Source organism: Bacillus sp. FSL R9-9497 (genome assembly GCF_038005805.1).
Taxonomy (GTDB): Bacteria; Bacillota; Bacilli; order Bacillales; family Bacillaceae_G; genus Bacillus_A; species Bacillus_A cereus.
Genome location: NZ_JBBOTY010000001.1, coordinates 2,309,800 through 2,331,535, shown reverse-complemented (window position 1 = coordinate 2,331,535; position 21,736 = coordinate 2,309,800). Strand labels below are relative to the sequence as shown.

The following is a 21,736-nucleotide window of genomic DNA, read 5'->3' as shown; positions in this document are numbered from 1 at the left end:
TAGAACTTCTTTAGTCTATTGAAACATTCATTGCATAATTAGGAGATGATTCATTTGAAAAAACAATATACTGTAAGTACATATTTATTGGATAGACTACACGAATTAGGAATTGAACATATATTTGGGGTTCCTGGTGATTATAATCTTGCCTTTTTAGATGATGTGATAGCACATAAAAGTTTAAAATGGATTGGCAATTGTAATGAATTAAATGCTGCATATGCAGCAGATGGGTACGCTCGCATAAAAGGAATCGCTGCTCTTATTACTACTTTCGGTGTCGGAGAATTAAGCGCCATTAACGGCATTGCTGGCTCATATGCAGAAAACGTACCAGTTATAAAAATCACGGGTACGCCACCAACAAAAGTAATGGAAAATGGAGCAATCGTTCATCATACGTTAGGCGATGGAAAGTTCGACCACTTTTCCAATATGTATCGAGAAATCACTGTGGCACAAACAAATGTAACACCTGAGCATGCTGTTGAGGAAATTGACCGTGTTTTACGTGCATGTTGGAATGAAAAACGCCCTGTTCATATTAATTTGCCGATTGATGTGTATAATAAACCAATTAATAAACCTACGGAACCAATTTTATATAAACCGATTTTAAGTAATAAAGAAGCGTTGGATAAAATGCTTCTACATGCCACTTCAAAAATAAAAAACGCCAAAAAACCTGTTATTTTAGCTGATTTTGAAGTAGATCGATTTCACGCTAAAGAAAATTTACATCAATTCGTAGAAAAAACTGGGTTTCCCATCGCGACGTTAAGTATGGGAAAAGGAATATTCCCAGAAAAACACCCTCAATTTATAGGTGTTTATACTGGTGATGTAAGTTCTCCGTACTTGCGAAAAAGAATTGATGAGTCTGATTGTATTATTAGTATTGGTGTGAAGTTAACTGATACTATTACAGGCGGCTTCACACAAGGTTTTACAAAAGAACAAGTGATAGAAATCCATCCCTACACTGTGAAAATTATAGATAAAAAATACGGTCCAGTTGTAATGCAGGATGTTTTACAACATTTAAGTGATTTAATTGAGCATCGTAATAAAAATACCCTTGACATTAAGCCATTTATTTTAGAATCATCACCTTTTACTGAAGAGTTCAATCCAAAAGCACAAATGGTCACACAAAAACGTTTTTGGCAGCATATATACCATTTCTTACAAGAAAACGACGTCTTAATTGTAGAGCAAGGAACACCTTTCTTTGGTAGCGCTGCTATCCCTCTACCTAATAACACTGCATATGTAGGACAACCGTTATGGGGATCTATCGGATATACACTGCCCGCTCTACTTGGTACACAGCTCGCCAATTTATCACGGCGCAACATTTTAATTATTGGTGATGGTTCTTTCCAAGTAACTGCCCAAGAGTTATCAACTATACTACGTCAAAATTTAAAACCGATTATATTTTTAATCAATAACAACGGATACACTGTTGAACGTGCCATTCACGGCCAAAACCAACCTTATAATGACATACAGATGTGGGATTACAATAAACTATCAATGATATTTGGATCAGAAGAAAAAAGTCTAACATTTAAAGTAGAAAATGAAGCAGAATTAGCAGAAACCTTAGCAAATATAATTTTTAATAAGAATCAACTTATCTTTATTGAAGTTATAATGAGCCAAAGCGATCAACCTGAATTGTTAGCTAAACTCGGGAAAAGATTCGGTCAGCAAAATTCTTAATATAAAAGCATAACCTAATTATACAACTAGTAGTGTAAAGCTTGTTTTGAGAATAGTTTCGACACTCAAAATACATAAGGAAAAGGATGGAAAGCACCATCCTTTTCTATTTTAAGAGCCTTCTTCGACTAACGCCCCGTGTGACAAGCAAAAATTCTTAATCCATCTTTAACTTTATAGCTTTTGTCGCAATAAATGTTTTAATATGCTTATCTAATATCCTTGTTCCACCAAAATCATCCTCATAAAAACCTGTTATAGCAAAACCAGCTTCAATTTGACCTTGGATTTGGTCTTCTAAAGTATGCGCATATTCTATTGTTTGATTTGAATCGATGTAATCTTGAACTTCATCCTCTGGTAAATAATCCAATGTTGATGAAGGAATTGAATGTTTAACATCCAGAATACCTTTTTGCTCTTGGTTATCATCAAAAATCCATAGTAACGGATTTGTAAATCCAGCAATAAGAACACCTTTATTCTTTAAAACCCTAGAAACTTCATTCCATACAAGATGAACATCTTTTACAAACAAATTAGACACAGGATTTACAACAATATCAAAATATTCTTCCTCAAAATCACTAAGGTCTGACATATCTCCTTGTACGGTTTTTAAAGTTAAACCATCCCGTTTTGCTACCTTTTCATCTTGTTCCAATTGCTTCTTAGATATATCAGTAACTGTTACATCTGCTCCAGCAGCAGATAGAACTGGTGCTTGTTGTCCGCCACCTGATGCTAAGCAAAGTATCTTTAATCCATCTAATGACTTTGGAAACCATTCTCTAGGAACTGATTTTTCCGTAGTGACTGTAATCTCCCATTCACCTGATTTGCTTTTCTCAATAATCTCGCTACTTACAGACTGCGTGTATCTAGAACCTTCTTCCACCTTCTTATCCCATGCATTACTGTTTTGTTGTGTAGTATCCATTACAATTATTCCTCCTAACGATCTAGTTGCATTTTAAGTGTAAACTTATTAACTATTTATGCTTTCCTTTTTCTATTAACCCGCCTGATAGTTCATACATAGTTGTCTATATTTATATTAACAGATAAACGCTAATAATCGCTAAAAATTCTAAAAAGACAAAAAATTATACATCCATTCCATTCATTTAAAATAATCGTAGAATTGGTAAGTTTTAAACAACTCACTTCCACATAAAAAAAGCATTCCAAATCTGTTGACAGTTGGAACGCTTTTTTATGTTATTTCATTTTTCAAGCTTTTAACTAAATCCATTAAACAAATAAGCTACGCTTTTTCTTTTTTTATTCAGCAAGAGTTAACTGCCAAGATACACCATACTTATCATTTAACCAGCCAAACTTTTTACTAAACGGATAAGAACCTAAAGGCATAAGAATCGCTCCATCCTGCGCTAATTTATGAAAGACCATTTCAATTTCTTCTTCTGTCTCACAAGTTACATAAAGAGACATAGCTGGAGTGAATGTGAAATTATGATTTACATAACTATCAATACACATAAACTCTTGGCCATTTAGCGTAAAAGTTGCATGAATTACAGTTCCCTCTTTACCAGGTCCATTTTCATCGTAGCGAGAAATACTTACAATTTCTGATTGATCAAATAGTGACGTATAAAAATTCATTGCTTCCTCAGCTTTGCCCTCAAACATTAAAAACGTAGTAATTTTTTGATTTGCGTTACTCATATGGAGACAGCCCCTTGCTATGTATTTATGTAAAACATACGCCACCAAAAACAAACGTATGTTCCTTTTAATATATTGTCTATAAAAACGATGAGTTTGTCAATTATCTACTTTATTATTTCTTCTTAAATAATGCTGTCCAAAGAAATGATTCTCCAAACATTTCTTTCGGTTGTTTCATTTGTTTCATCCTTCTAATCTCAATTACCTCAAATTCTTTAAATATCTCTCTTAACTTTTCTTCCGAGTATGCAAGACCACCTTGTAGACTCCACCCTCTATATACGTCCCAATCTGTTATTTCCGATCCATTTCGCTCATCTAAATCGCCTGCCGCAAAACATGTTAATCCGAAATAACCACCCGATTTTAATGAGTTTTTAATTAAATCCACATAATTTATTCTTCTATGCGGTGGAATGTGATGCAAACAGCCCGAATCGTATAAAAAATCAAATTCGTTTTGAACCTCTAAATTAAAAATTGAATCACAAATAAAATGAATTTCTACCCCTTTTGCCAATGCCCTTTCTTTAGCCCAATTAATGCCTTCTACAGATAAATCCACTGCGGTTACATCAAACCCTTGAGTCGCTAAATAAATGGCGTTTCTACCTGGACCACATCCAAGTTCTAATACTTTCCCTTTTGAAACTCTCTCTTTTTGTATATACGAAACTAGGTTCTCATCTGGAACATTTCCAAAAAACGGAACATCCTTCTCTCTATTCTCATAAAATTCATTCCAAAATGGTTCTGCAGGTCTTAATAATGAATCAAGCATTTTTAAAATGTCTTCTTGTGTGTGTAACGTTTCATTTTTCATTAACACCCCTCCACGAATTAATAGTCAGAAAATTATTATATATCTTTTTGAACTTTCAAACAAAGAAAAAACTCCTACATTACTTCACTTTCTATTCAAAGGATCTATTTTGTTAAAAAATTCATTTTAATTTATAACCGCTATCTTTTTCTTTTATTTTCCATTAAAATTGAGTAAAACTATTTTGATAACATAGGAGAAAGCTATGAAGCATAACATCAATCTATGATCCTTTATTTGTTCTTTAGTTTGCGTTGGGCTATTCCGTTTATATTTTGAAATTTCACTTGAACTATTCAAATTTTTCACGGATTTATTACACATTCACCCTTTGTTTATATTACTAGTTTTAGCAATAGGAACTTTTTTGCAGACATCATAGGATTTTCTAAGATGAATAATTGGATTGCGATGCTTAGAAGTGTAGCAACAGTCTTACTAACATTGGTATTATCAGTGTTTTTAACACTAACTTTGATTGTTGGCTATGCATTAAGTTAAACATCGTTCTTCGTGAATAAAACTCAATATTCCGTTAATAATATAGATAGGCAATAGCCAAAACTCATTTAATGAAATCCCTAACCTTTCTCCTTTCCCCTTGGAGAACCAAGCAGTTAGCTTTTGCTGGCTGCTCTTTTATTTTCTGCAATTGGTTACACTTACCTGATGTTTTTAACGTAAAATTAAGTTACGATATAAAAGAATAAAATATATTTGGCTGTTATACCATTACCCTAGGAAACTAGGGTTTTCATTTCCATAAAATTAAATTTTTGTTAAAAATAACGAACTTTCAAAGCTACTGAATTGTAAATATAAAAACACGACAGTAGACAAAAGACTTTGCAAAGATTGCCTTTACAAGGCGCTCTTTTTTTACATATACTTATCAAATAGCGTTTTGGTTTAAAATAAATGCTCTAAATAAATTAGATACATTTACCAGTATGTTTACCACAACATTCATGTTAAAATCCCTTGTGAGTACGACATAACTCGACCTTATGAAGCCTTGCAGCCATTATCGCGGGGCTCTTTTTTTAATTTAATTAACGGTTTTGTTTAATTTTCTAACTTTTCCCCCACTTAACATACTAAAATTCATATATAATAAAAACATAGTTGCAGCATTTTATTATTAGGAGGTGTAATTATGTCATTTGCAGTATGGAGTGCAATTTTTATGACTTTGATCGGAGCAATGTCCGGAGCAATATTTGGTACAATCTCTTCTAGAAATAAGAACAAAAGTACGAACTAAAAAACCTAATATTAAAATTTAATATCTATTTCAGTGCCAGCTGATACACCCTTGACATTTCAGCTGGCATTTTCTATTTAAATAAGGTTTTTGTTAAAAACTTACATGGATATATTTTCTGATACTTAATTAATTATATTAGGAATGTTAGTAATACTAAAAATAATAATGATTTTGTTATACATCTGTTTCGGAATAAGTGCAGTTTTTAGATTAATAAAGGAATTTCAAAAGCTACAGAAAAAACAGTTCTTGATTTTAGTTGATTCTCTAATTTTGATAGAAGCAATATTTTTAATGGCTAGTTTCTTTATCTAAATTACATAAAAAAACTCCCAGTGAGTGAAGCAGCTAGCAAAAGCTAACTGCTTTTTAATTACAATTACTAGTTTGTTTAAATTCACCTTAATTCATATCAAGTTTTCTTAACATTCTCTTTAATAACCTTATAATATAATTAAACTATTTGTATGAGAGGTGATTATTATGAACTGGAAACAAAAATACAATCCAAAATATCTCCTTTACCGAATGTATAGTTATATTTATAAAGCCCTTGATGATATATCATGGTCCTTAAAATAACGCTTTTGTTCACTTTTTTGATACATTTACGAAACATTCATGTGTTATCTTCATTAAGTTCTTTTCTTTTTATAATGTCGTGTGAGATATACCAACAGAGGAAGCCCTAGATCCCCTAATCCTAGGGCTTTTTTATAAGAATTTTATACATTTTATTATTTCCACTAACTCTTTAAATTGTATATACATAATATAAAATTTTCATGTTGTTATATTTTTTGATGGCCTCTTATCTTTCCTTAAAAGGCTTTTTTTTCAAATAACGCTTTTGTTTAATTTATATTTAAAAAGTTCCTTTTCATAAAGACTTCCCTTATATGCTATACTCATTCTTAAATAATTGTATAAGGAATGTTAAAAATGGATGATAGATCGTCAAGACAATGGAAATTGCGACAAAAGTTAAGAGCACTGAAAACCAAAAACAACAATGACACAAACCCTTTATTTAGTGAATGCCTTGAATCCCTAGGAAACGAAACTCTCATTTTCTCCCAAGAAAAAAGCCAGCAGATTGCTACTATTTTAATGAATTCATTTCCTATAACTGTCTCGGGAAGAATAGATTGGGAACAGATAGATAATCAATTCATAGCTTCGAACAAAGAACAACTAATTTCCCTTATTAGAGCAAACCAACTAGATTTTGACGAACAGATTTTTATAATATGGGATAACTATGAAATCCCTGTAGTAAGTACAAATCTTGATAAAGTATTCCAATCACTAGTTGACGTTGATGCAGTCAGTTTTTATTACTGGCTATTAGACAAAGAATATAGATTCGTAATTGAAATAAATGATGAAGAATTGATTAGGGTTGGGTTTCGCTAATACTCTAAGCATATGAAGCTAGTTCCCTTCATTTCTTAATATTTTCTTCGTCAATATAGCTATTATTGTCATTATGAAACTAATAGCAAATATAGGTAAATAAATTTTCGTACTGAATCCTTCGAACATAAAACCATATACGACTTGCCCAATTGGTGCCATACATTGAGATACCGCTGCTATAATTGCCATCACTTTTCCTAGATTTTCATTTGGTGTTTTCTTTTGGACTACAGTAATCACATAGATGGATACAATTGTCATAATCATTGCGATTAGAAGAGAAGAAAGTATAAAGAGGATAAATGGTGGATAGTATCCTAAATTAAGAATAAACGGTGTAAATGATAGTGCCACTGGCATTACTAATAAAGCTATGATAAGCATCCAATTATATAATGTTTTCATCTGTAACTTTTTAGCAAAGAAACCGATTGACAATGCCCCTAATATGGTTGCGAAATCAATTAATCCCATTCCAATTCCATACATCGTATCGCTACTCTGCATAGTTACTCGTAACATAATAGGTCCTCCAACAACAAATAACGGTGTCAAAATTAAGTTTAGTAAAGCTGCAAGTAACATAGCCTTCAAAATAAAAGGTTGCTTTAAAACATAAAGAAAACCTTTTTTCATATCTTTTACAATTGTCGGTATGATATGGCTTTCTTGCGCTCTTTTTATAAAAGGTATTGTAATAAACATTTCTAAAATTGCAGATAAAAAGAAAGCAAGACAACTTGTTATTACGAGCATTTTCAAACCAATTATGCCATATAATATTCCTCCTAGTACAGGTGCAACTATATTAGATAATGCTTGCACACCATTTATGATACCGTTTGCTTGTTCTAACTTTTTCTCTGGAACTAATTGCGGAATACTTGCCATAACAACTGGTGAGTACATTGCACTAATGACTGCTAGTAAAAACATAATTGCTCCAATCAATAAAATAGATACCGATTCAGTTAATAACAAAACTATAAAACTTAATACAATAGCAGCGTTTATAAAATCCAAAATGACCATTACATTACGGCGGTTGAAACGATCTGCTATCGCTCCGCCAAGAGGAGCTAACAAAAACGGGATACTCGTTATGGCATATAACCCTGCAAATATATCGGCACGTCCTGTTATATCTAGCACATATAAAGACAGTGCAAAACGTAATAGTGTTGAACCTAAAATAGTAATAATTTGACCACTTACCATTAAGTGAAAATCTTTCAAGGAAGATTGAATACTTGCTGGCATCTTCATCACATCCTTCATTTAGTCTAGACCGACTGCCGGTCTATAACACCCAAACAGAAAAAAGCTATTTCTGTTTCATTAAAACCTCGATCATATAATTAAAGGACCCTTCTTTCGCTCCAACAGATACTTCCATCATTTTAATATAAGCCTTAGCTCTTCTCATCATTTCTTCCGGTTTCCACTGGAATAAACCATCATCAAATATGACTTGTGCTGAAGAGAGTAATAATTCAATTGTTTCTTGTGGGTATGGAGTAGAAAATATGCCTTCTTCTATTCCTTGCTCTAAAACTTCCGTTAATACAGGAGATAAATGTATAATGGATTGCACTAAACTTTTCTGATGCATTTCTGCATTATTTGGTTGATGGAATTGTTCAATCATTTTTTCTTTGACATCTCCTGATTTTGGTGATTGTTCCATTAAAATTTTAAATAACTTATCTAAAACGGGGATATCGGGATTGGAGACAATCCTTTTCGCCTTAGTGACATCCTCTTTAATAATCCTCATAATGATTTCATCCATTACTTCCTCCTTCGACTTAAAATAATGATAAAACGTCCCCTTTGCTATACCAATTTCTTTTAAAATATCATTCACGGTTGTTTTCGTAAAACCTTTCGTAAGAAACAAACGCTCAGCTGTTTCTAAAATTTCCTTTCTACGCTCCTCATACTCCTTTACAATTCGCATTCAAGTTCTCCTTCCCATCAGACCGACTGTCGGTCTATTAAAATTATATGTTTAGTTTGCAAAAAGTTTCCTATTATCGTACATATACAACACCATACTTTCTATTTCCTTTATAAATTTTTATTTTTTAACGTCCGCTCAATTTGTTTAAAACGTATCTCATGTTTCTTATCGTCACCTTTCATTTTAGGAAAAGAACGATGCCTCCGTTCGATCTATGTACTTATCAATGGAGTATTTTGTTGAGTTCCAATATGTAATATTGCATATTTCGCACTTTTAATTTTTGCACATGCGATAATTTATTTATAAAAATATAAATTATTAATAAGGGTGATTTATATGAGCAAGTTCCGAAAGAAGATGATTAAATATTTGCAAACATTTTGGGGATGCTTAACATTTGGTGTATTAATGTTTGCTATCTTCTTAATTACGGATTTAACAGATGCATCTTTAAATACATTAGGTTGGAGAGACTGGCTAGGTTCTGTAGCAGGCGCAACCATTTTATCTGTTGGGATGTTTACTTTAAATAAATTGAATTTAAAATAAATATTCGGTCAATACTGTATGTAGGCTGTATGCCAACATTCATTTAAAGTAGTCTTCTCTGTATCTCCTTGTATTGAGCAGTTAGCTTTTGCTAGCCGCTCTTTTATTTTGTTCCGGTTCTTGCCTCTTAAAGAACTCTTTATCTACTTTCCCCCAATAAGTACACATATCTATTCTCCATTGCTACAAAATGAAATCTTTATTTTGTTTTACGCGTCGCTTCTTCAATCAGCCAAGATACAATATTAAAATCATTAGCTTCACCCTTTAAAGATGTTCCGTTCCAAAAGCATTCTTTCATCACTTCAAGTAATTCTTCAACAGCTTCAATTCATCTCATATTCATTTTCCTTTTCTTCCAAATAACTATTTTGTTTTACTAATTAGCTGATTAATTTCACAAACACCTTTATCAAACATTCCACGTTTCTTCACCCCGTGAATATTTTTCAAATAAAAATACATACTATTTTCAAGCCGCCGTGTCCACGGCTAATACCTCTTTCTTTTGTTACAGCAAAAGCAGGTAGGTTCTTCACTTATCTGCTTTCTCTGTATATTTTTTAAGAAATCGAAAATAATACCAACAAGCTGTTTGAACTAGCAGCTTCACTCTTCTCGCAATGGGGATGCAAATTATCACAATTAGCTAACTCATTGAACTCACTGGCAGACAACCAAAATCGTTGTCTGCTTTTTGTATGAGATTTTTCGTTTTACATATACTACTTTTGAACCTGCAGACCAATACGAGCCATTTTGGTGCTTGGGATTTCCCTTCCGGGGATAAGTATCTTTTACTTATCCCTTTTTTGTATAGACATGTATATTTAGGGTAAAACTAATTACAAGCAGATTTTCTGTTTATGCGTAGTTCTAAACAAGATTACTTTTTCTCCTATTAAAGGACGGCAGGTACGACTGCTAGTCCTTTTTTCTTATTTCGCATATTATCACTACATTACCTTCATCGTCATAAGCAATTTCCCCATAAGGATGGCAGTGGTGCTTCTCGATTTCCTCATTGATCAAAACTAACAAATTAGTTTTCCAGTTTCCAACGATCGTAAACCAATACGAGTTTAATCCTTCATAAACTTCTCTTGTTCCCTTTCGATAATTGCGGAACGTGTAATGAAAATACTCGCTCACTTTAATACCTTTGCTTTCAACCAAAGTGTTCTGCCGAAATAGTAGACATAATAAGTTCCGTTCTCTTTTGCTACTGCATAACATTCCCGTACCGTTTGAATATGTTACAAATTGCTTTCTCTCGATTTTTCCGCTTAAATATTTTTCATGCATAAGTTGCACTTGTTCTTGAATGACGACATGGTAGTAATACCCTTGCTCTACTGGTTTTGGACTATAAAATTTCCTTTATAAATTTCAAATACGGTGAATGAAATTTTTGTTTTTTCTTGTCATCATCCTTGTTGTATACAAACAAAAAAAGAGCCACAATATTTTGCGACTCTTTTACAATTATAACTATTTAACGACCACGTCTTTGCTGACCTTGCTTTGTACTACCTTTTTTATTACTTGGTTTATTAAATGATCGGTTATTTTCATTTCTAGAACTATTTCTTGAATCACTTCTCGAGCTATTTCTCGAATCACGTCTTGATTCACTTCTTGAACCTTCACGGCTATCTCTTTGACGATTTTGACCTGATTTCTTCGGAGCCGGCTTTGGTACCGGTTTTCCATTTTCATCTACACGTTTTATCTTCGGTTGTTCGATTATTTCTCTTTGCAGTGGTGCACCAAGCGTTTTTTCAATTTCTTCTAAATGTTTTTCATCTTTCGCTGCAACGAACGTAATTGCAAGACCTGATCCACCTGCACGTCCTGTTCGGCCAATGCGGTGAATATAACTTTCTACATCTTCAGGGATATCAAAGTTAAATACGTGCGTTACACCATCTACATCAAGTCCACGAGCTGCTACATCCGTTGCGATTAAGTACTGAATTTTAGCTTCGCGGAAACTCTTCATAACTCTTTCACGTTTCGCTTGAGGTATATCACCATGAAGTTCAGCACAATTATAACCTAATCCTTTTAAATTATCATAAAGCTTACTTGCTCTAACCTTTGTACGACAGAAAATAACAGCTAAAAATGGCTGATCACGATCCATAATAAAACGAAGTGCATCTGGCTTTGCACGGTCTGTCGTCTCAATGACACGCTGCTCAATTGTATCAACCGTTACTTCTTCACTTTGTACTTGAATCATTTGCGGCTCATCCATATAACGCTTCGCCAATTTTTTAATATCTTTTGGCATCGTTGCTGAGAATAACATCGTTTGTTTACTATCAGGTGTCTCATCTAAAATATCTTCAATATCATATAAGAAACCAAAATAAAGCATTTGATCCGCTTCATCTAATACAATCGTTGAAAGATTACTTAAATCAATTGTTTCACGTCGTATATGATCTAATAATCGCCCCGGTGTCGCTACAACAATATGTGTATTACCTTTTAATTTTCTCAATTGTTGTGCTACATCTTGCCCACCATAAATCGCTAGTACATTAATATCTTCTCTTTGAACAAGCATTTTTTTAATTTCAGTTGTAATTTGCAGAGCTAGTTCCCTTGTTGGTGCAACAATTAAAGCCTGAACATCACTAGACTCTGGATCGATTTTTTCTAAAATCGGTAACACGAATGCTAACGTTTTACCCGTTCCTGTTTTCGCCTGCCCAATAATATCTTTACCTGACATAATAACAGGAATTGCCTTCTCTTGAATTGGTGTTGCTTCTGTAATTCCATTTTCACGTAATGTATGATTAAAAGTTTCACTAATTCCTAATTCTAAAAAGTTTTTCAAATAGACCACTTCTTTTCCTTATTTTTCACATTAGCTTTCATTGTACCATTTGTTTCGCCAAATATGAAAAATAAAAAAATTCTTATCTTCTTTTTTTATATTCATCCTGTACTAGATGAACAAAATCTTTTTGCTTTTTCTCAGATTTTATTAATGCTTCCATGTTAGTAGAAGACAAAATGAACTTCTTAATTTTGCTATTACATCAAATAACGAACCCATCTTCTCCCCCCTATACCCTTGCTCAAATTATATATATATTCTTCTTTACATATATATTTCAATTTTACCGAAATATAATGTTACTGATTTGGTTGAAATCGCAAAATATATGAACTAAAAAACCGATCTTTTCGATTTAGGAAAGACCGGTTTTCATTAATTTATACAGTAAGCTTTCCTCCATGATAGCAATAATACTCTGCTGCTTTAAAACTTTTAATCCTGTTTAAAGACTGTTTCGCTTTTTCTATATCCAAACAAAAATTCGGATTAGCTATTACTAACTCACGATTCTCTTGAACAGCCGCATCTCCCGTAATTACACAATCTAAATTCGGAAAATATAATGAAATATGCCCCGAAGTATGTCCTGGCGTCGCTACTATTTGACATTCATTATTCAAAATCATTTGACCATCATGCACTTTTTCATCGACGGAAATATGTTTTATATTTTTTAACTGTTGTATAAACCATTTACCAAATTCTTTTTCTTCATTTGGCATACGTTCTAACATTTCTTCAGCTTGAACTAACCTCTCTGATTTTATATCACCACTAATATAGTTAGATTCAATTTCACTAGCAATAACATTAATTTGAGGATATTTCACTTTAAAATCGTATACAGACCCTAGATGATCATCATCATAATGAGTAATAATTATATTTTTTAAGTTTTTCATCTCATATCCATGTTTTAATATTGCATTTTCAATTAAAGGTAAAAAACTTGGATATCCTGTATCGACTAACGTTAATTCATTATGTACTATAATTAAACTTGGATAAACACATTGTTTTTGCCCGTTAAATTCGAATTCAATTGGTAGTTCTATTATTTTCATTTTGCTTCCCCCATACCGCTTATAAAATGCATAATAATAACTAAATCATCCACATACATTTTACAATATATATACTATGTAACGGAACACTATGAATCGTTGCATAATCCACATTATATTATTTTAAACAGGTAATCCCCTATTTTTATGGAAATATATAATTAAGAAAAACAATAAAATTGATTAATCTCTCACTTCTTTGTCCATCCTTTTAAAAAATCTATGTTTTGTAAAAGGAGTGTTTATATGGAGAAACAGACACTTTGGAAAAAGTTCAAAAAAAGCTCTGTAAACCTCGGTAAATCTAGCGTATATGAAAGTATTATTTTATTCTACACAATGAAAAAGAAAAAATTACCTACTAAGGCGAAATTCATAATATTAGCCGCTTTATCTTATTACGTATTAACAATCGATTTCATTCCAGATATAGCTGCTATTATTGGGATTGGCTTATTAGATGATGTTTTAGCAATCGCTGTAGCGCATAAATATGTGATGCGCCATGCAGATGCTGAAATCCGAGAGAAGAGCAAAGTAAAGATGGAATCATTATTTACTTCAGCACAAGCATAATGAAATTATCTAGTCATTTACCTACCTTTTTACTTTCAAATAAAGCTAACTGTAATTAATAATAGTTCCACCTCACTGAATATTACCCTTCACCATGAGAGCATAGCAGAATAAATTCCTAAACAAAAGCATTTCTCTTAGCTCTCAAACCGTAAACAAATAGGGAATCAGCACTTGTTCCTAAGTTCTGACTCCCTTTTATTTGTTCTTATATCTATCTGTTATACAGTTGCATGCATTCCCTTATACAAAACTGCTATTGCCGCTACTATAAGAATCATACCCATAAAAGCAGGTGCGGCATGACCAAGTGATACATAGATTTGTCCTCCAATAATCGGACCAATCATTCTTGCTAAAGCTTGAATAGATTGGCTTCCACCTTGAATCCTTCCTTGTTCATTAGAACTGACAGACTTTGAAAGCATCCCGTTGAATGAAGGCCCGAAAATTGAATCCCCAAAACCAAACATTAGCATTCCAACGATAAGTAGTGGAGAGAGTGAAAATACAGCTGATGCTGCAATAAAACTGTATCCTATAATCTCCGAAACCATCCCAAGAATTGCTATTTGTTTATCACTAAGCTTGATTAAAAGCTTTGGCATTATAAAACTTTGTGAAACAATGTCTTGAAAGCCCAAAATTGAAAACATAAGTCCGATTAATGCAGGTTTCCAACTGAAAGTATCCATTGTAAATTGTGTGAAAATCGCTTGTAAAGATCCGTTAGGTATCCATAGTAAAAACGCTGAGACAAGTAACCATTTTAAGTTTTTCATGGAAAGTATGTTTGCTAACTGCGCAAAAGGATTTAACCTTACAAAAGTAATCTCTTTTAACCTATTATTTTTGTCAAGGCTTTCAGGCATATATTTCATACCATATAAAACATTTAATAAAGTTATGAGCGCTCCAAAGTATAAAGGTACAGAATGACCAAACTTTGCAAGTAAGCCCCCAAGAGTTGGTCCAATAATAGTTCCCGCACCTACAACTGCACTCACCCATCCAAAGTATTTCGTTCTCTGTTCTGGAGGGATGATGTCTGCAAAATATGCGAAAATGGTACTTATGCTTCCGCCTGTTATTCCTTCTATTATGCGTCCAGCAAATAGTACCCATAAAGCTCCTCCTATTCCAAAAACTAAGTACCCAATTGCAGAACCAAATAAGCATATTAAAAGTAATGGACGACGGCCATACTTATCGCTTAAAACCCCGAGTGCTGGAGCAGCTAAAAACACGCAGGCCGCATATACGGAAGTTAGTAGTGTAACAACCAATGCTTGTTCTTCCGGATTACTTGTATATGGCTGTACTAAGAATGGGACTACAGGCATGATGATACTGAAACCTATACCACAAAGAAATACAGAAATAAGTCCGAATAGTAACGCATGTTTATCTATGCTTTTTTCAGTTTCCCTTTCATTTTTTGATCTAAATATAGACATTTAACTTCTCCCCTCAAAAAAATGTTGCTTTGTCAACAAAATAATAACTCTGTTTTGTTGATTAGTCAACAAAGATAAAATAATAAAAAAGCAGCCTATTCTCATATTAGAGTAAGGCTGCCATTTCATTATTAAAATGTATTACGATTTAATATGTATACCTTGTTTCTTTATTTCTGCATCCAAATGTCTACTATACTTTTCCACAAAGCTAATTATACTGTCGAATTCTTCTTCAGTTACTTGCTCAAATACAGCTTTATCCCGCTCTTGAAACTCTTTGTGCAGATTTTCATGGATTTTATAAATTTCTTTCCCTTGTTCGGTAAGCTTAAAATAAATTTCTTTCTTATTTTCTGACTTTTGATAACTTTCAACAAGGCCTTTTTGTATGAGCTTCTTAGTCATTCTACTTATAGCACCGCGAGTCACATAAAAAGCCTCTGCGAGTTGCGTCACGTTAGAATCTGCATTGTTTTCAATATATTCAATGCAGTGGACTTCAGAAGACTTAAAACCTTTAAGACCTTCTTCCATCTTATCTTTATTAAGCCAAACCAGCTTATTATATAATTCCCTGAAACCGTTCATGACCTGTTCTTCTTTATTCATGATCTGCCCTCCTCACCGCTCATTAGCACATTAAAACTATTATATTAAATTTCTGCTTACGTTTCGACAATATTGAAATAATTATTGTAACATTAAAGATATGTGTAAAAATAGGCGCTTAAATAAAATAATTTTTAAACAGCAAATTTTGCAAGCTTATTGCTACTTACAGTAAACAGTAGACAAAAAGTAAGAGCTAAGACTATTTCTCTTAGCTCTTCTTTCATAAAACTATTTCACTTCATTAGCGACAAAAAAGTGCTCACATACACTTGATATGCGCTGTAAGTCTACGTTCCCACCAGATATAACCGCTACTACTTTTTTTCCTTTTATATAGCTATCAACTTTTCCTGCAAGAAGTGCAGCAGTTGCTAATGCACCTGCACCTTCTACAACAGCTTTCCCACGTTGTAATAAATCTTTCATCGCTACTTCCAGCTCTTTTTCTGATACAGTTACAATATCATCTACTAATTCTTTTACAATTTCAAATGTTAATTCTCCTGGTATTTTAACTGCGCAACCATCTGCAATAGTAGGCGCCTCATAATGTTCTACGATTGCGCCTTTATCGTAAGATGCCTTCATTCCATGAACATTATCTGCTTGGACACCAATTATATTAATGGATGGATTAAAAGATTTCAATGCTACAGAAATACCAGAAATAATTCCGCCTCCACCTATTGGTACAATGACAGTATCTACATCCCACATATCATCAAGAATGTCTAATCCAATTGTACCTTGACCAGCCATTACCTCTACATCATCATATGGATGTAAGTATGTTTCACCTGTTTCCTTTATAATTTCTTCACATTTTGCCTTTGCATCATCAAAGGTTTCACCATGTAAAATCACTTCAGATCCATATCCTTTTGTTGCTTCAACTTTCGCCTGCGGTGCAGAAATTGGCATAACAATTTTACTCTTAATACCGAGTAAATGAGCAGATAATGCAACTCCTTGTGCATGATTACCTGCTGAACATGCAATTACACCTCTTTCTTTTTCTTGATCCGTGAGCCGCGACATTTTATTAAATGCGCCACGGAATTTAAACGAACCCGTTAATTGCATATTTTCTAATTTCAAATGAATTTCTCCGCCCGTTTTACTAGTCAAGTAAAAAGATTTTACTAATGGCGTTTTACGAGCATTTCTATCTAGAATTTTGTGAGCTTTTTTAATATCGTCTATATGTAATCGTAGTTTTCTAGTTATCATACTGACACCTCTTCCACTGTTCTATTTCTAAGTTTTCGTAAGTCGTAGCTCCTTTATACGAAAAGAAAAAGTCTTTATATATGTACCCCACTCTGAAATAAACACATTTGCAAACAATTTAACATTCTCTTCATATCACGTTCTTTATAATGATTTAAACATGCAATTTGAATCCAATTATTCTTTTGTAAATAAGATGACTCATAATGAACGATGTATCCTTGTAATGCTAATGCATCGCCTACTACTTTAGAAGAATGATCTTCGCTCAATACAATAGTAAGTATAATTGGCCCGGCATGTTCTTTAGGTGAAACAAGCTTTAAACCCATATCAGTAATAACTTCTTCAACATAATCGAATGTCTCTTTAATTTTTACAAATGCCTTTTCATCTTCAAATCTCTTCAACGCTTCTTGCAATGCATAAATTAAATTCCATGATTGTGAGTATGGAATGCTTTCATTTTCTTCATACATACCAATGTCCATATAGGCCGGCACAGCCTCGTTTATTTTTACAATGTGGTTATGAAAAACGAAAGAAATTCCTGTATATGATTTAATCGCTTTACCGCTAACACCACTTGCAAAATACACATCCTTCAAGTCTAATGGTATTGCTCCAATTGAGCTTATGCAATCTACACATAGTTTTATTTGATTCTCGTTACAAAGAGTATTTAGCTCGTTTAAATCGTTTAACATTCCAGTAGATGTTTCATGATGAACAAACCAAATCCATTCATAATTTCCAGTTGTCATGATTTCTTCTAATTCGGTATAAATAAATGGATCTCCCATTTCCTTTTTATACGTATCAAAATGTAACCGTGCTCGTTTTGCATGTCCAACTAATCTATTACCAAATTCCCCATTTGTTAATACTAGTCCTTTCCCTTTTAAAGAACGTAACTGTAAAGCAATCGCATCATTTGCTAACGTCCCTGTTCCTAACATAAGCTGTACATGTTTTGCTTTTGTCATGTAAAGTAACCGTTTTTTCACATTGCCCATCATCACTTGAAATGACTTAGAGCGATGCGAAATAGGCCGCGTAGAAAATGCCTTTCGAACGTTCTCTTCAATATCTACTGGACCAGGTAAAAACGTATATTCTTTCGTCATAATCCCCCCAACACTCGACTCTTCAAACATAGCAGGGGTAACATACATTGGCTGGAAGGCTGCTTCTTCTGTACCAACTAACGTATGGAAAGATTTGAATCCCATTTGCTCATATAAAGCTAGTTCACGTGTTGTTGCAGAAATGAGTGCTAATTCATATCCATTTAGAAGCAAATAACGATGTAGAAAACGAATTAATCCTAACAACGCTCTTCCATTTCTATATTCACGTTCTACTGAAAGTAAACGAATTTCATACATTTTTTCTCCATGCTCTTGCAAATAAACATCTAAATTTGAGATTTTATAATCTAACGAGAATGGTCGTTTTCCCCGCACTGCGACCATACCTACTAATCTATCCTCATCTAAACAAATTAAATATGTATTTTCTTTATGAAACCGATCTATACGAAACCGGTCTTTCGTTTCTTCATGTTGTGGTATCTCTTCCACAAAAGTTTTATAATTTAATTTATGTATACTTTCAAATTCCCAATCTTGATCAGCAACTTTATAAATTAACCCCATGCCTTATCTCCTTTATCTATTTAATAAAAAATGATAAGTGGAGATTATCCCCACTTATTAAACATTCATTTTATTCTCGATTCACATATAGAATAAGTACAATAATCATTCCACTTAATATAGTGGTAACAATAGAATAAGAATAAAGAATCATACAAATTGGTAAACAAGCAATTGTAATTAGTCCTGGCTTCGTAAACCCTTTAAATATTAAATAAAATACAATAAAAATGCCTAAGAGGGTAAGCGCTATCAAATAATCAAATGCGATTAGTCCTCCTATAAATGTTGAAATACCTTTACCGCCCTTGCCTTTAAATAAAACTGGATAAATATGTCCAATAATAACGGCCAATAATGTTAACATTACGAATGTAGGATCTTCAAAAAGATATTTTGCAACAGTAACAACGATTGCCCCTTTAATCGCATCACCTAAAAATGTAGCGATGAAATACCCTTTTCCATATACGCGCCCCATATTTCTTGCGCCAGGATTTCCGCTTCCTTCATCCCTAATATCAACGTTATGTCTCAATTTTGTTACTATATAAGCGGTCAATATGTTTCCAATTAAATAAGAAGCCACCAAATATAAAAACTGCATACTATTAATCATGTAATCATTCACTTTCTACATGGGATTACATATACAATATTCAATTACTACGTATATTGTACGTTTTTAACATACATCCCTTTATACATTTTAACATCATATTTTTACAAATCATACAAAAATTCTCATACACTATTTTTAAAAATATATATCCCTCATTAAATAATATGTTCCTTTCACTGCCATTTCTGCTTGTGATACGAATGTAATTTCTTTCATACTATCTTCACAGCATTTCTTAAATACAGCAAATATTTCAGGAACTAAACGTAATATACTGCCACTTACTGCAATTGGCGTTGAGTGCTTAAAGTTCAACTTGTTATAAACACTTACTGTAATCCTTGCCAATTCCTTTCCAGCTTGCATCATAATTTCATGCGCATCATCATTGCCATTTCTCGCTTCCTGAATAACTAATGGCGCGATTGCTGCAATTTTATCTTTAGAAGAAGTATATACTAAGCTTTTTATATGAGACGGTGTCAAAAGTTGAAACTGCCTTTGAATGTTCAAACTCAATGGACAAAGACTGATTCCTTGATCGAACTGAATTGCCATTTTCTTTAAAGCTTGTAATGCAATCCAATATCCGCTCCCCTCATCTCCTAAAATATGTCCCCATCCACCGCTATACTGATATACTTCCCCTTTCTTTCCTATACAAATTGCACCTGTACCACCTATAGTTAATATTCCCTCCTTACCTTTTAAAGCAGCTGCATGTGCGATCATTGCATCATTAAAAATTTCAATTTTTGTTCCGTATTTCTTTTTTAAACGTAATGTTAATTCATTTGTATTCGCTCCGCTTATACCAGCTAACCCTAAACAAATACAAACGCAATGCTCATTTATTAAACTCTTCTGGCATTGATTAATTGCTTCCATAATATGCAAAAGCGCCTGATCAAAATCTATTAATACATTTCCAAATCTGCTCGTACCTCTTACAACTTCATTTCCATCTTGATCAAATGCAATTGCCTCGGTCTTCGTTCCCCCGCCATCTACTCCAATCATATACTTCATATGTTCGCCTCATTTTCATCTGCGTATGGAGGGAATGTTATATTCCCTAAAATTACGGAATTCTTAGCACCTGTTGCGCTCGGCACATTACTCGGATTACGATGATACGTTTCGTTTGCTAAAATAGCAAATGCAATTGCTTCTTTCGCTGCTGAAGAATGACCAATATCTTCTTGTATACATATGCTACATTTCCCTTCTCTTAATCCATTCCGTAACATTTCAACAAGTGTATTATTATAACTTCCACCACCACCTAAAATCACCTCATCAATTTCATAATACGGCAAAATAAACGCCTTATAATGATGAACAATTGAACATGCTGTAAACATCGTGACAGTTGCCAATATATTTTCTTTACTATGCTTTTTAAATCGATTCAATAATTCAGTCACAAACGCTTCTCCAAACTGTTCTCTACCTGTTGATTTTGGTGGTTTCATGTTCAAAAATGGATGGTTCATGCAGTATGTTAAAATTTCATCTACAACTACCCCCTCCTTTGCAATCCAACCATTTTGATCATATGGTACATGAAATAATCTTTGACATACTTCATCGATTACCATGTTGCCTGGTCCAGTATCGAAAGCAATAACACTCTCTTTACTTCGTTTACTTGGAACAACTGTAACATTACCAATCCCGCCAATATTTTGTAGTAGTCTATTTTTAGTTTGATGCCGATATAAAATAACCTCTGAATATGGTACAAGTGGTGCACCTTGTCCCCCTGCCGCCATGTCCATCGTTCGGAAATTCGAGATAACCGTCGTGTTTGTTTCATATGCTATTACTGCTGGTTCCCCAATTTGCAATGTTGAAGAAATAATATTCTCTTCTTGCTTTGACTGATGATAAATCGTTTGTCCGTGAGAGCCTATTAAATCTAATTGTCTCAAAGGAAAATTGGCCTCTTTACAAACTTCCTTTACAGCATTGGCGAAGCATAAACCAAGTTTAAAATTCAAGCTACATATAAGTTGGACATTCGAAGTTTCAATTGATAACGCTTGTTGGATCTCATTTTTCATATCATTACAAAATGGAACAGTAGTAAAATGGATGAGTTCGATTTTAGAATCTACACCACTTCCTTCTATATGAACGAGCGCTACATCTATTCCATCTAATGAAGTACCAGACATTACCCCTGCAATATACATAACGTGCAT

Annotated in this window: 18 protein-coding genes and 1 pseudogene; 5 read left to right on the top strand and 14 right to left on the bottom strand. The window is 33.3% G+C overall.

Annotated features, from left to right (window positions below; genetic code table 11):
- Positions 1–45: 45 nt before the first annotated feature.
- Positions 46–1,731: an alpha-keto acid decarboxylase family protein gene (locus MKY21_RS12105; protein ID WP_086392415.1), complete on the top strand. Its 1,686-nt coding sequence runs from the start codon at positions 46–48 to the stop codon at positions 1,729–1,731.
- 157 nt (positions 1,732–1,888) lie between these two features.
- Here MKY21_RS12105 and MKY21_RS12100 read toward each other — a convergent pair whose 3' ends face one another.
- From MKY21_RS12100 to MKY21_RS12090, 3 genes are all read right to left on the bottom strand, one after another.
- Positions 1,889–2,671, bottom strand: a complete 783-nt coding sequence (locus MKY21_RS12100) for a class I SAM-dependent methyltransferase (protein WP_016117925.1) — start codon at positions 2,669–2,671, stop codon at positions 1,889–1,891.
- Positions 2,672–3,015: 344 nt separating this feature from the next.
- Positions 3,016–3,423 carry a VOC family protein gene (locus tag MKY21_RS12095; RefSeq protein WP_000063588.1) on the bottom strand — a complete coding sequence of 136 codons (408 nt, stop codon included), beginning with the start codon at positions 3,421–3,423 and terminating at the stop codon, positions 3,016–3,018.
- A gap of 115 nt (positions 3,424–3,538) precedes the next feature.
- Positions 3,539–4,249: a class I SAM-dependent methyltransferase gene (locus MKY21_RS12090; RefSeq protein WP_044797539.1), complete on the bottom strand. Its 711-nt coding sequence runs from the start codon at positions 4,247–4,249 to the stop codon at positions 3,539–3,541.
- Positions 4,250–4,484: 235 nt separating this feature from the next.
- On the opposite strand from MKY21_RS12090, the pseudogene MKY21_RS12085 reads away from it, so the two are divergent.
- Positions 4,485–4,750, top strand: a pseudogene (locus MKY21_RS12085) (hypothetical protein).
- Between the two features lie 1,708 nt (positions 4,751–6,458).
- Positions 6,459–6,932, top strand: coding sequence for a CDI toxin immunity protein (locus MKY21_RS12080; RefSeq protein ID WP_000342729.1), 474 nt, complete (start codon positions 6,459–6,461; stop codon positions 6,930–6,932).
- 18 nt (positions 6,933–6,950) lie between these two features.
- Here MKY21_RS12080 and MKY21_RS12075 read toward each other — a convergent pair whose 3' ends face one another.
- Entirely contained in the window at positions 6,951–8,195 is a 1,245-nt protein-coding gene (locus tag MKY21_RS12075; protein WP_341076339.1) for an MFS transporter, read from the bottom strand.
- Between the two features lie 64 nt (positions 8,196–8,259).
- Complete coding sequence (locus MKY21_RS12070; protein ID WP_016117921.1) at positions 8,260–8,895, bottom strand: TetR/AcrR family transcriptional regulator; 636 nt, start codon at positions 8,893–8,895, stop codon at positions 8,260–8,262.
- 342 nt (positions 8,896–9,237) lie between these two features.
- Here MKY21_RS12070 and MKY21_RS12065 point away from each other — a divergent pair, with 342 nt between their 5' ends.
- Positions 9,238–9,450 carry a hypothetical protein gene (locus MKY21_RS12065; protein ID WP_000033163.1) on the top strand — a complete coding sequence of 71 codons (213 nt, stop codon included), beginning with the start codon at positions 9,238–9,240 and terminating at the stop codon, positions 9,448–9,450.
- 1,495 nt (positions 9,451–10,945) lie between these two features.
- Here the strand turns inward: MKY21_RS12065 and MKY21_RS12060 are convergent.
- Both MKY21_RS12060 and MKY21_RS12055 read right to left on the bottom strand, forming a co-directional pair.
- Complete coding sequence (locus MKY21_RS12060; RefSeq protein ID WP_044797541.1) at positions 10,946–12,310, bottom strand: DEAD/DEAH box helicase; 1,365 nt, start codon at positions 12,308–12,310, stop codon at positions 10,946–10,948.
- A 374-nt stretch (positions 12,311–12,684) separates the two neighbouring features.
- Positions 12,685–13,371 (bottom strand): MBL fold metallo-hydrolase, encoded by a 687-nt coding sequence (locus tag MKY21_RS12055; protein ID WP_000691171.1) that lies wholly within the window; start codon positions 13,369–13,371, stop codon positions 12,685–12,687.
- A gap of 246 nt (positions 13,372–13,617) precedes the next feature.
- On the opposite strand from MKY21_RS12055, the gene MKY21_RS12050 reads away from it, so the two are divergent.
- Complete coding sequence (locus tag MKY21_RS12050; RefSeq protein ID WP_086392413.1) at positions 13,618–13,947, top strand: YkvA family protein; 330 nt, start codon at positions 13,618–13,620, stop codon at positions 13,945–13,947.
- Between the two features lie 221 nt (positions 13,948–14,168).
- Here MKY21_RS12050 and MKY21_RS12045 read toward each other — a convergent pair whose 3' ends face one another.
- The 7 genes from MKY21_RS12045 to anmK all read right to left on the bottom strand — a co-directional run bounded on the left by MKY21_RS12045 (position 14,169) and on the right by anmK (position 21,727).
- The gene (locus tag MKY21_RS12045; protein ID WP_044797235.1) at positions 14,169–15,404 is read right to left on the bottom strand and encodes an MFS transporter; all 1,236 of its coding nucleotides are present in this window, start codon (positions 15,402–15,404) and stop codon (positions 14,169–14,171) included.
- 141 nt (positions 15,405–15,545) lie between these two features.
- Positions 15,546–16,016 (bottom strand): MarR family transcriptional regulator, encoded by a 471-nt coding sequence (locus MKY21_RS12040; protein WP_001030901.1) that lies wholly within the window; start codon positions 16,014–16,016, stop codon positions 15,546–15,548.
- A 231-nt stretch (positions 16,017–16,247) separates the two neighbouring features.
- Positions 16,248–17,249, bottom strand: a complete 1,002-nt coding sequence (gene tdcB / locus MKY21_RS12035) for a bifunctional threonine ammonia-lyase/L-serine ammonia-lyase TdcB (protein ID WP_000632968.1) — start codon at positions 17,247–17,249, stop codon at positions 16,248–16,250.
- 74 nt (positions 17,250–17,323) lie between these two features.
- Entirely contained in the window at positions 17,324–18,907 is a 1,584-nt protein-coding gene (locus MKY21_RS12030) for an aminotransferase class V-fold PLP-dependent enzyme (protein WP_086392412.1), read from the bottom strand.
- 70 nt (positions 18,908–18,977) lie between these two features.
- The gene (gene plsY, locus MKY21_RS12025; RefSeq protein WP_000610876.1) at positions 18,978–19,526 is read right to left on the bottom strand and encodes a glycerol-3-phosphate 1-O-acyltransferase PlsY; all 549 of its coding nucleotides are present in this window, start codon (positions 19,524–19,526) and stop codon (positions 18,978–18,980) included.
- 138 nt (positions 19,527–19,664) lie between these two features.
- Entirely contained in the window at positions 19,665–20,558 is an 894-nt protein-coding gene (locus MKY21_RS12020; RefSeq protein ID WP_000876614.1) for a BadF/BadG/BcrA/BcrD ATPase family protein, read from the bottom strand.
- On the bottom strand, positions 20,555–21,727 hold the full coding sequence (anmK, locus tag MKY21_RS12015; protein WP_086392411.1) for an anhydro-N-acetylmuramic acid kinase AnmK: 1,173 nt from the start codon (positions 21,725–21,727) through the stop codon (positions 20,555–20,557). Before anmK ends, MKY21_RS12020 begins: the two co-directional genes overlap by 4 nt.
- Positions 21,728–21,736: the final 9 nt, after the last annotated feature.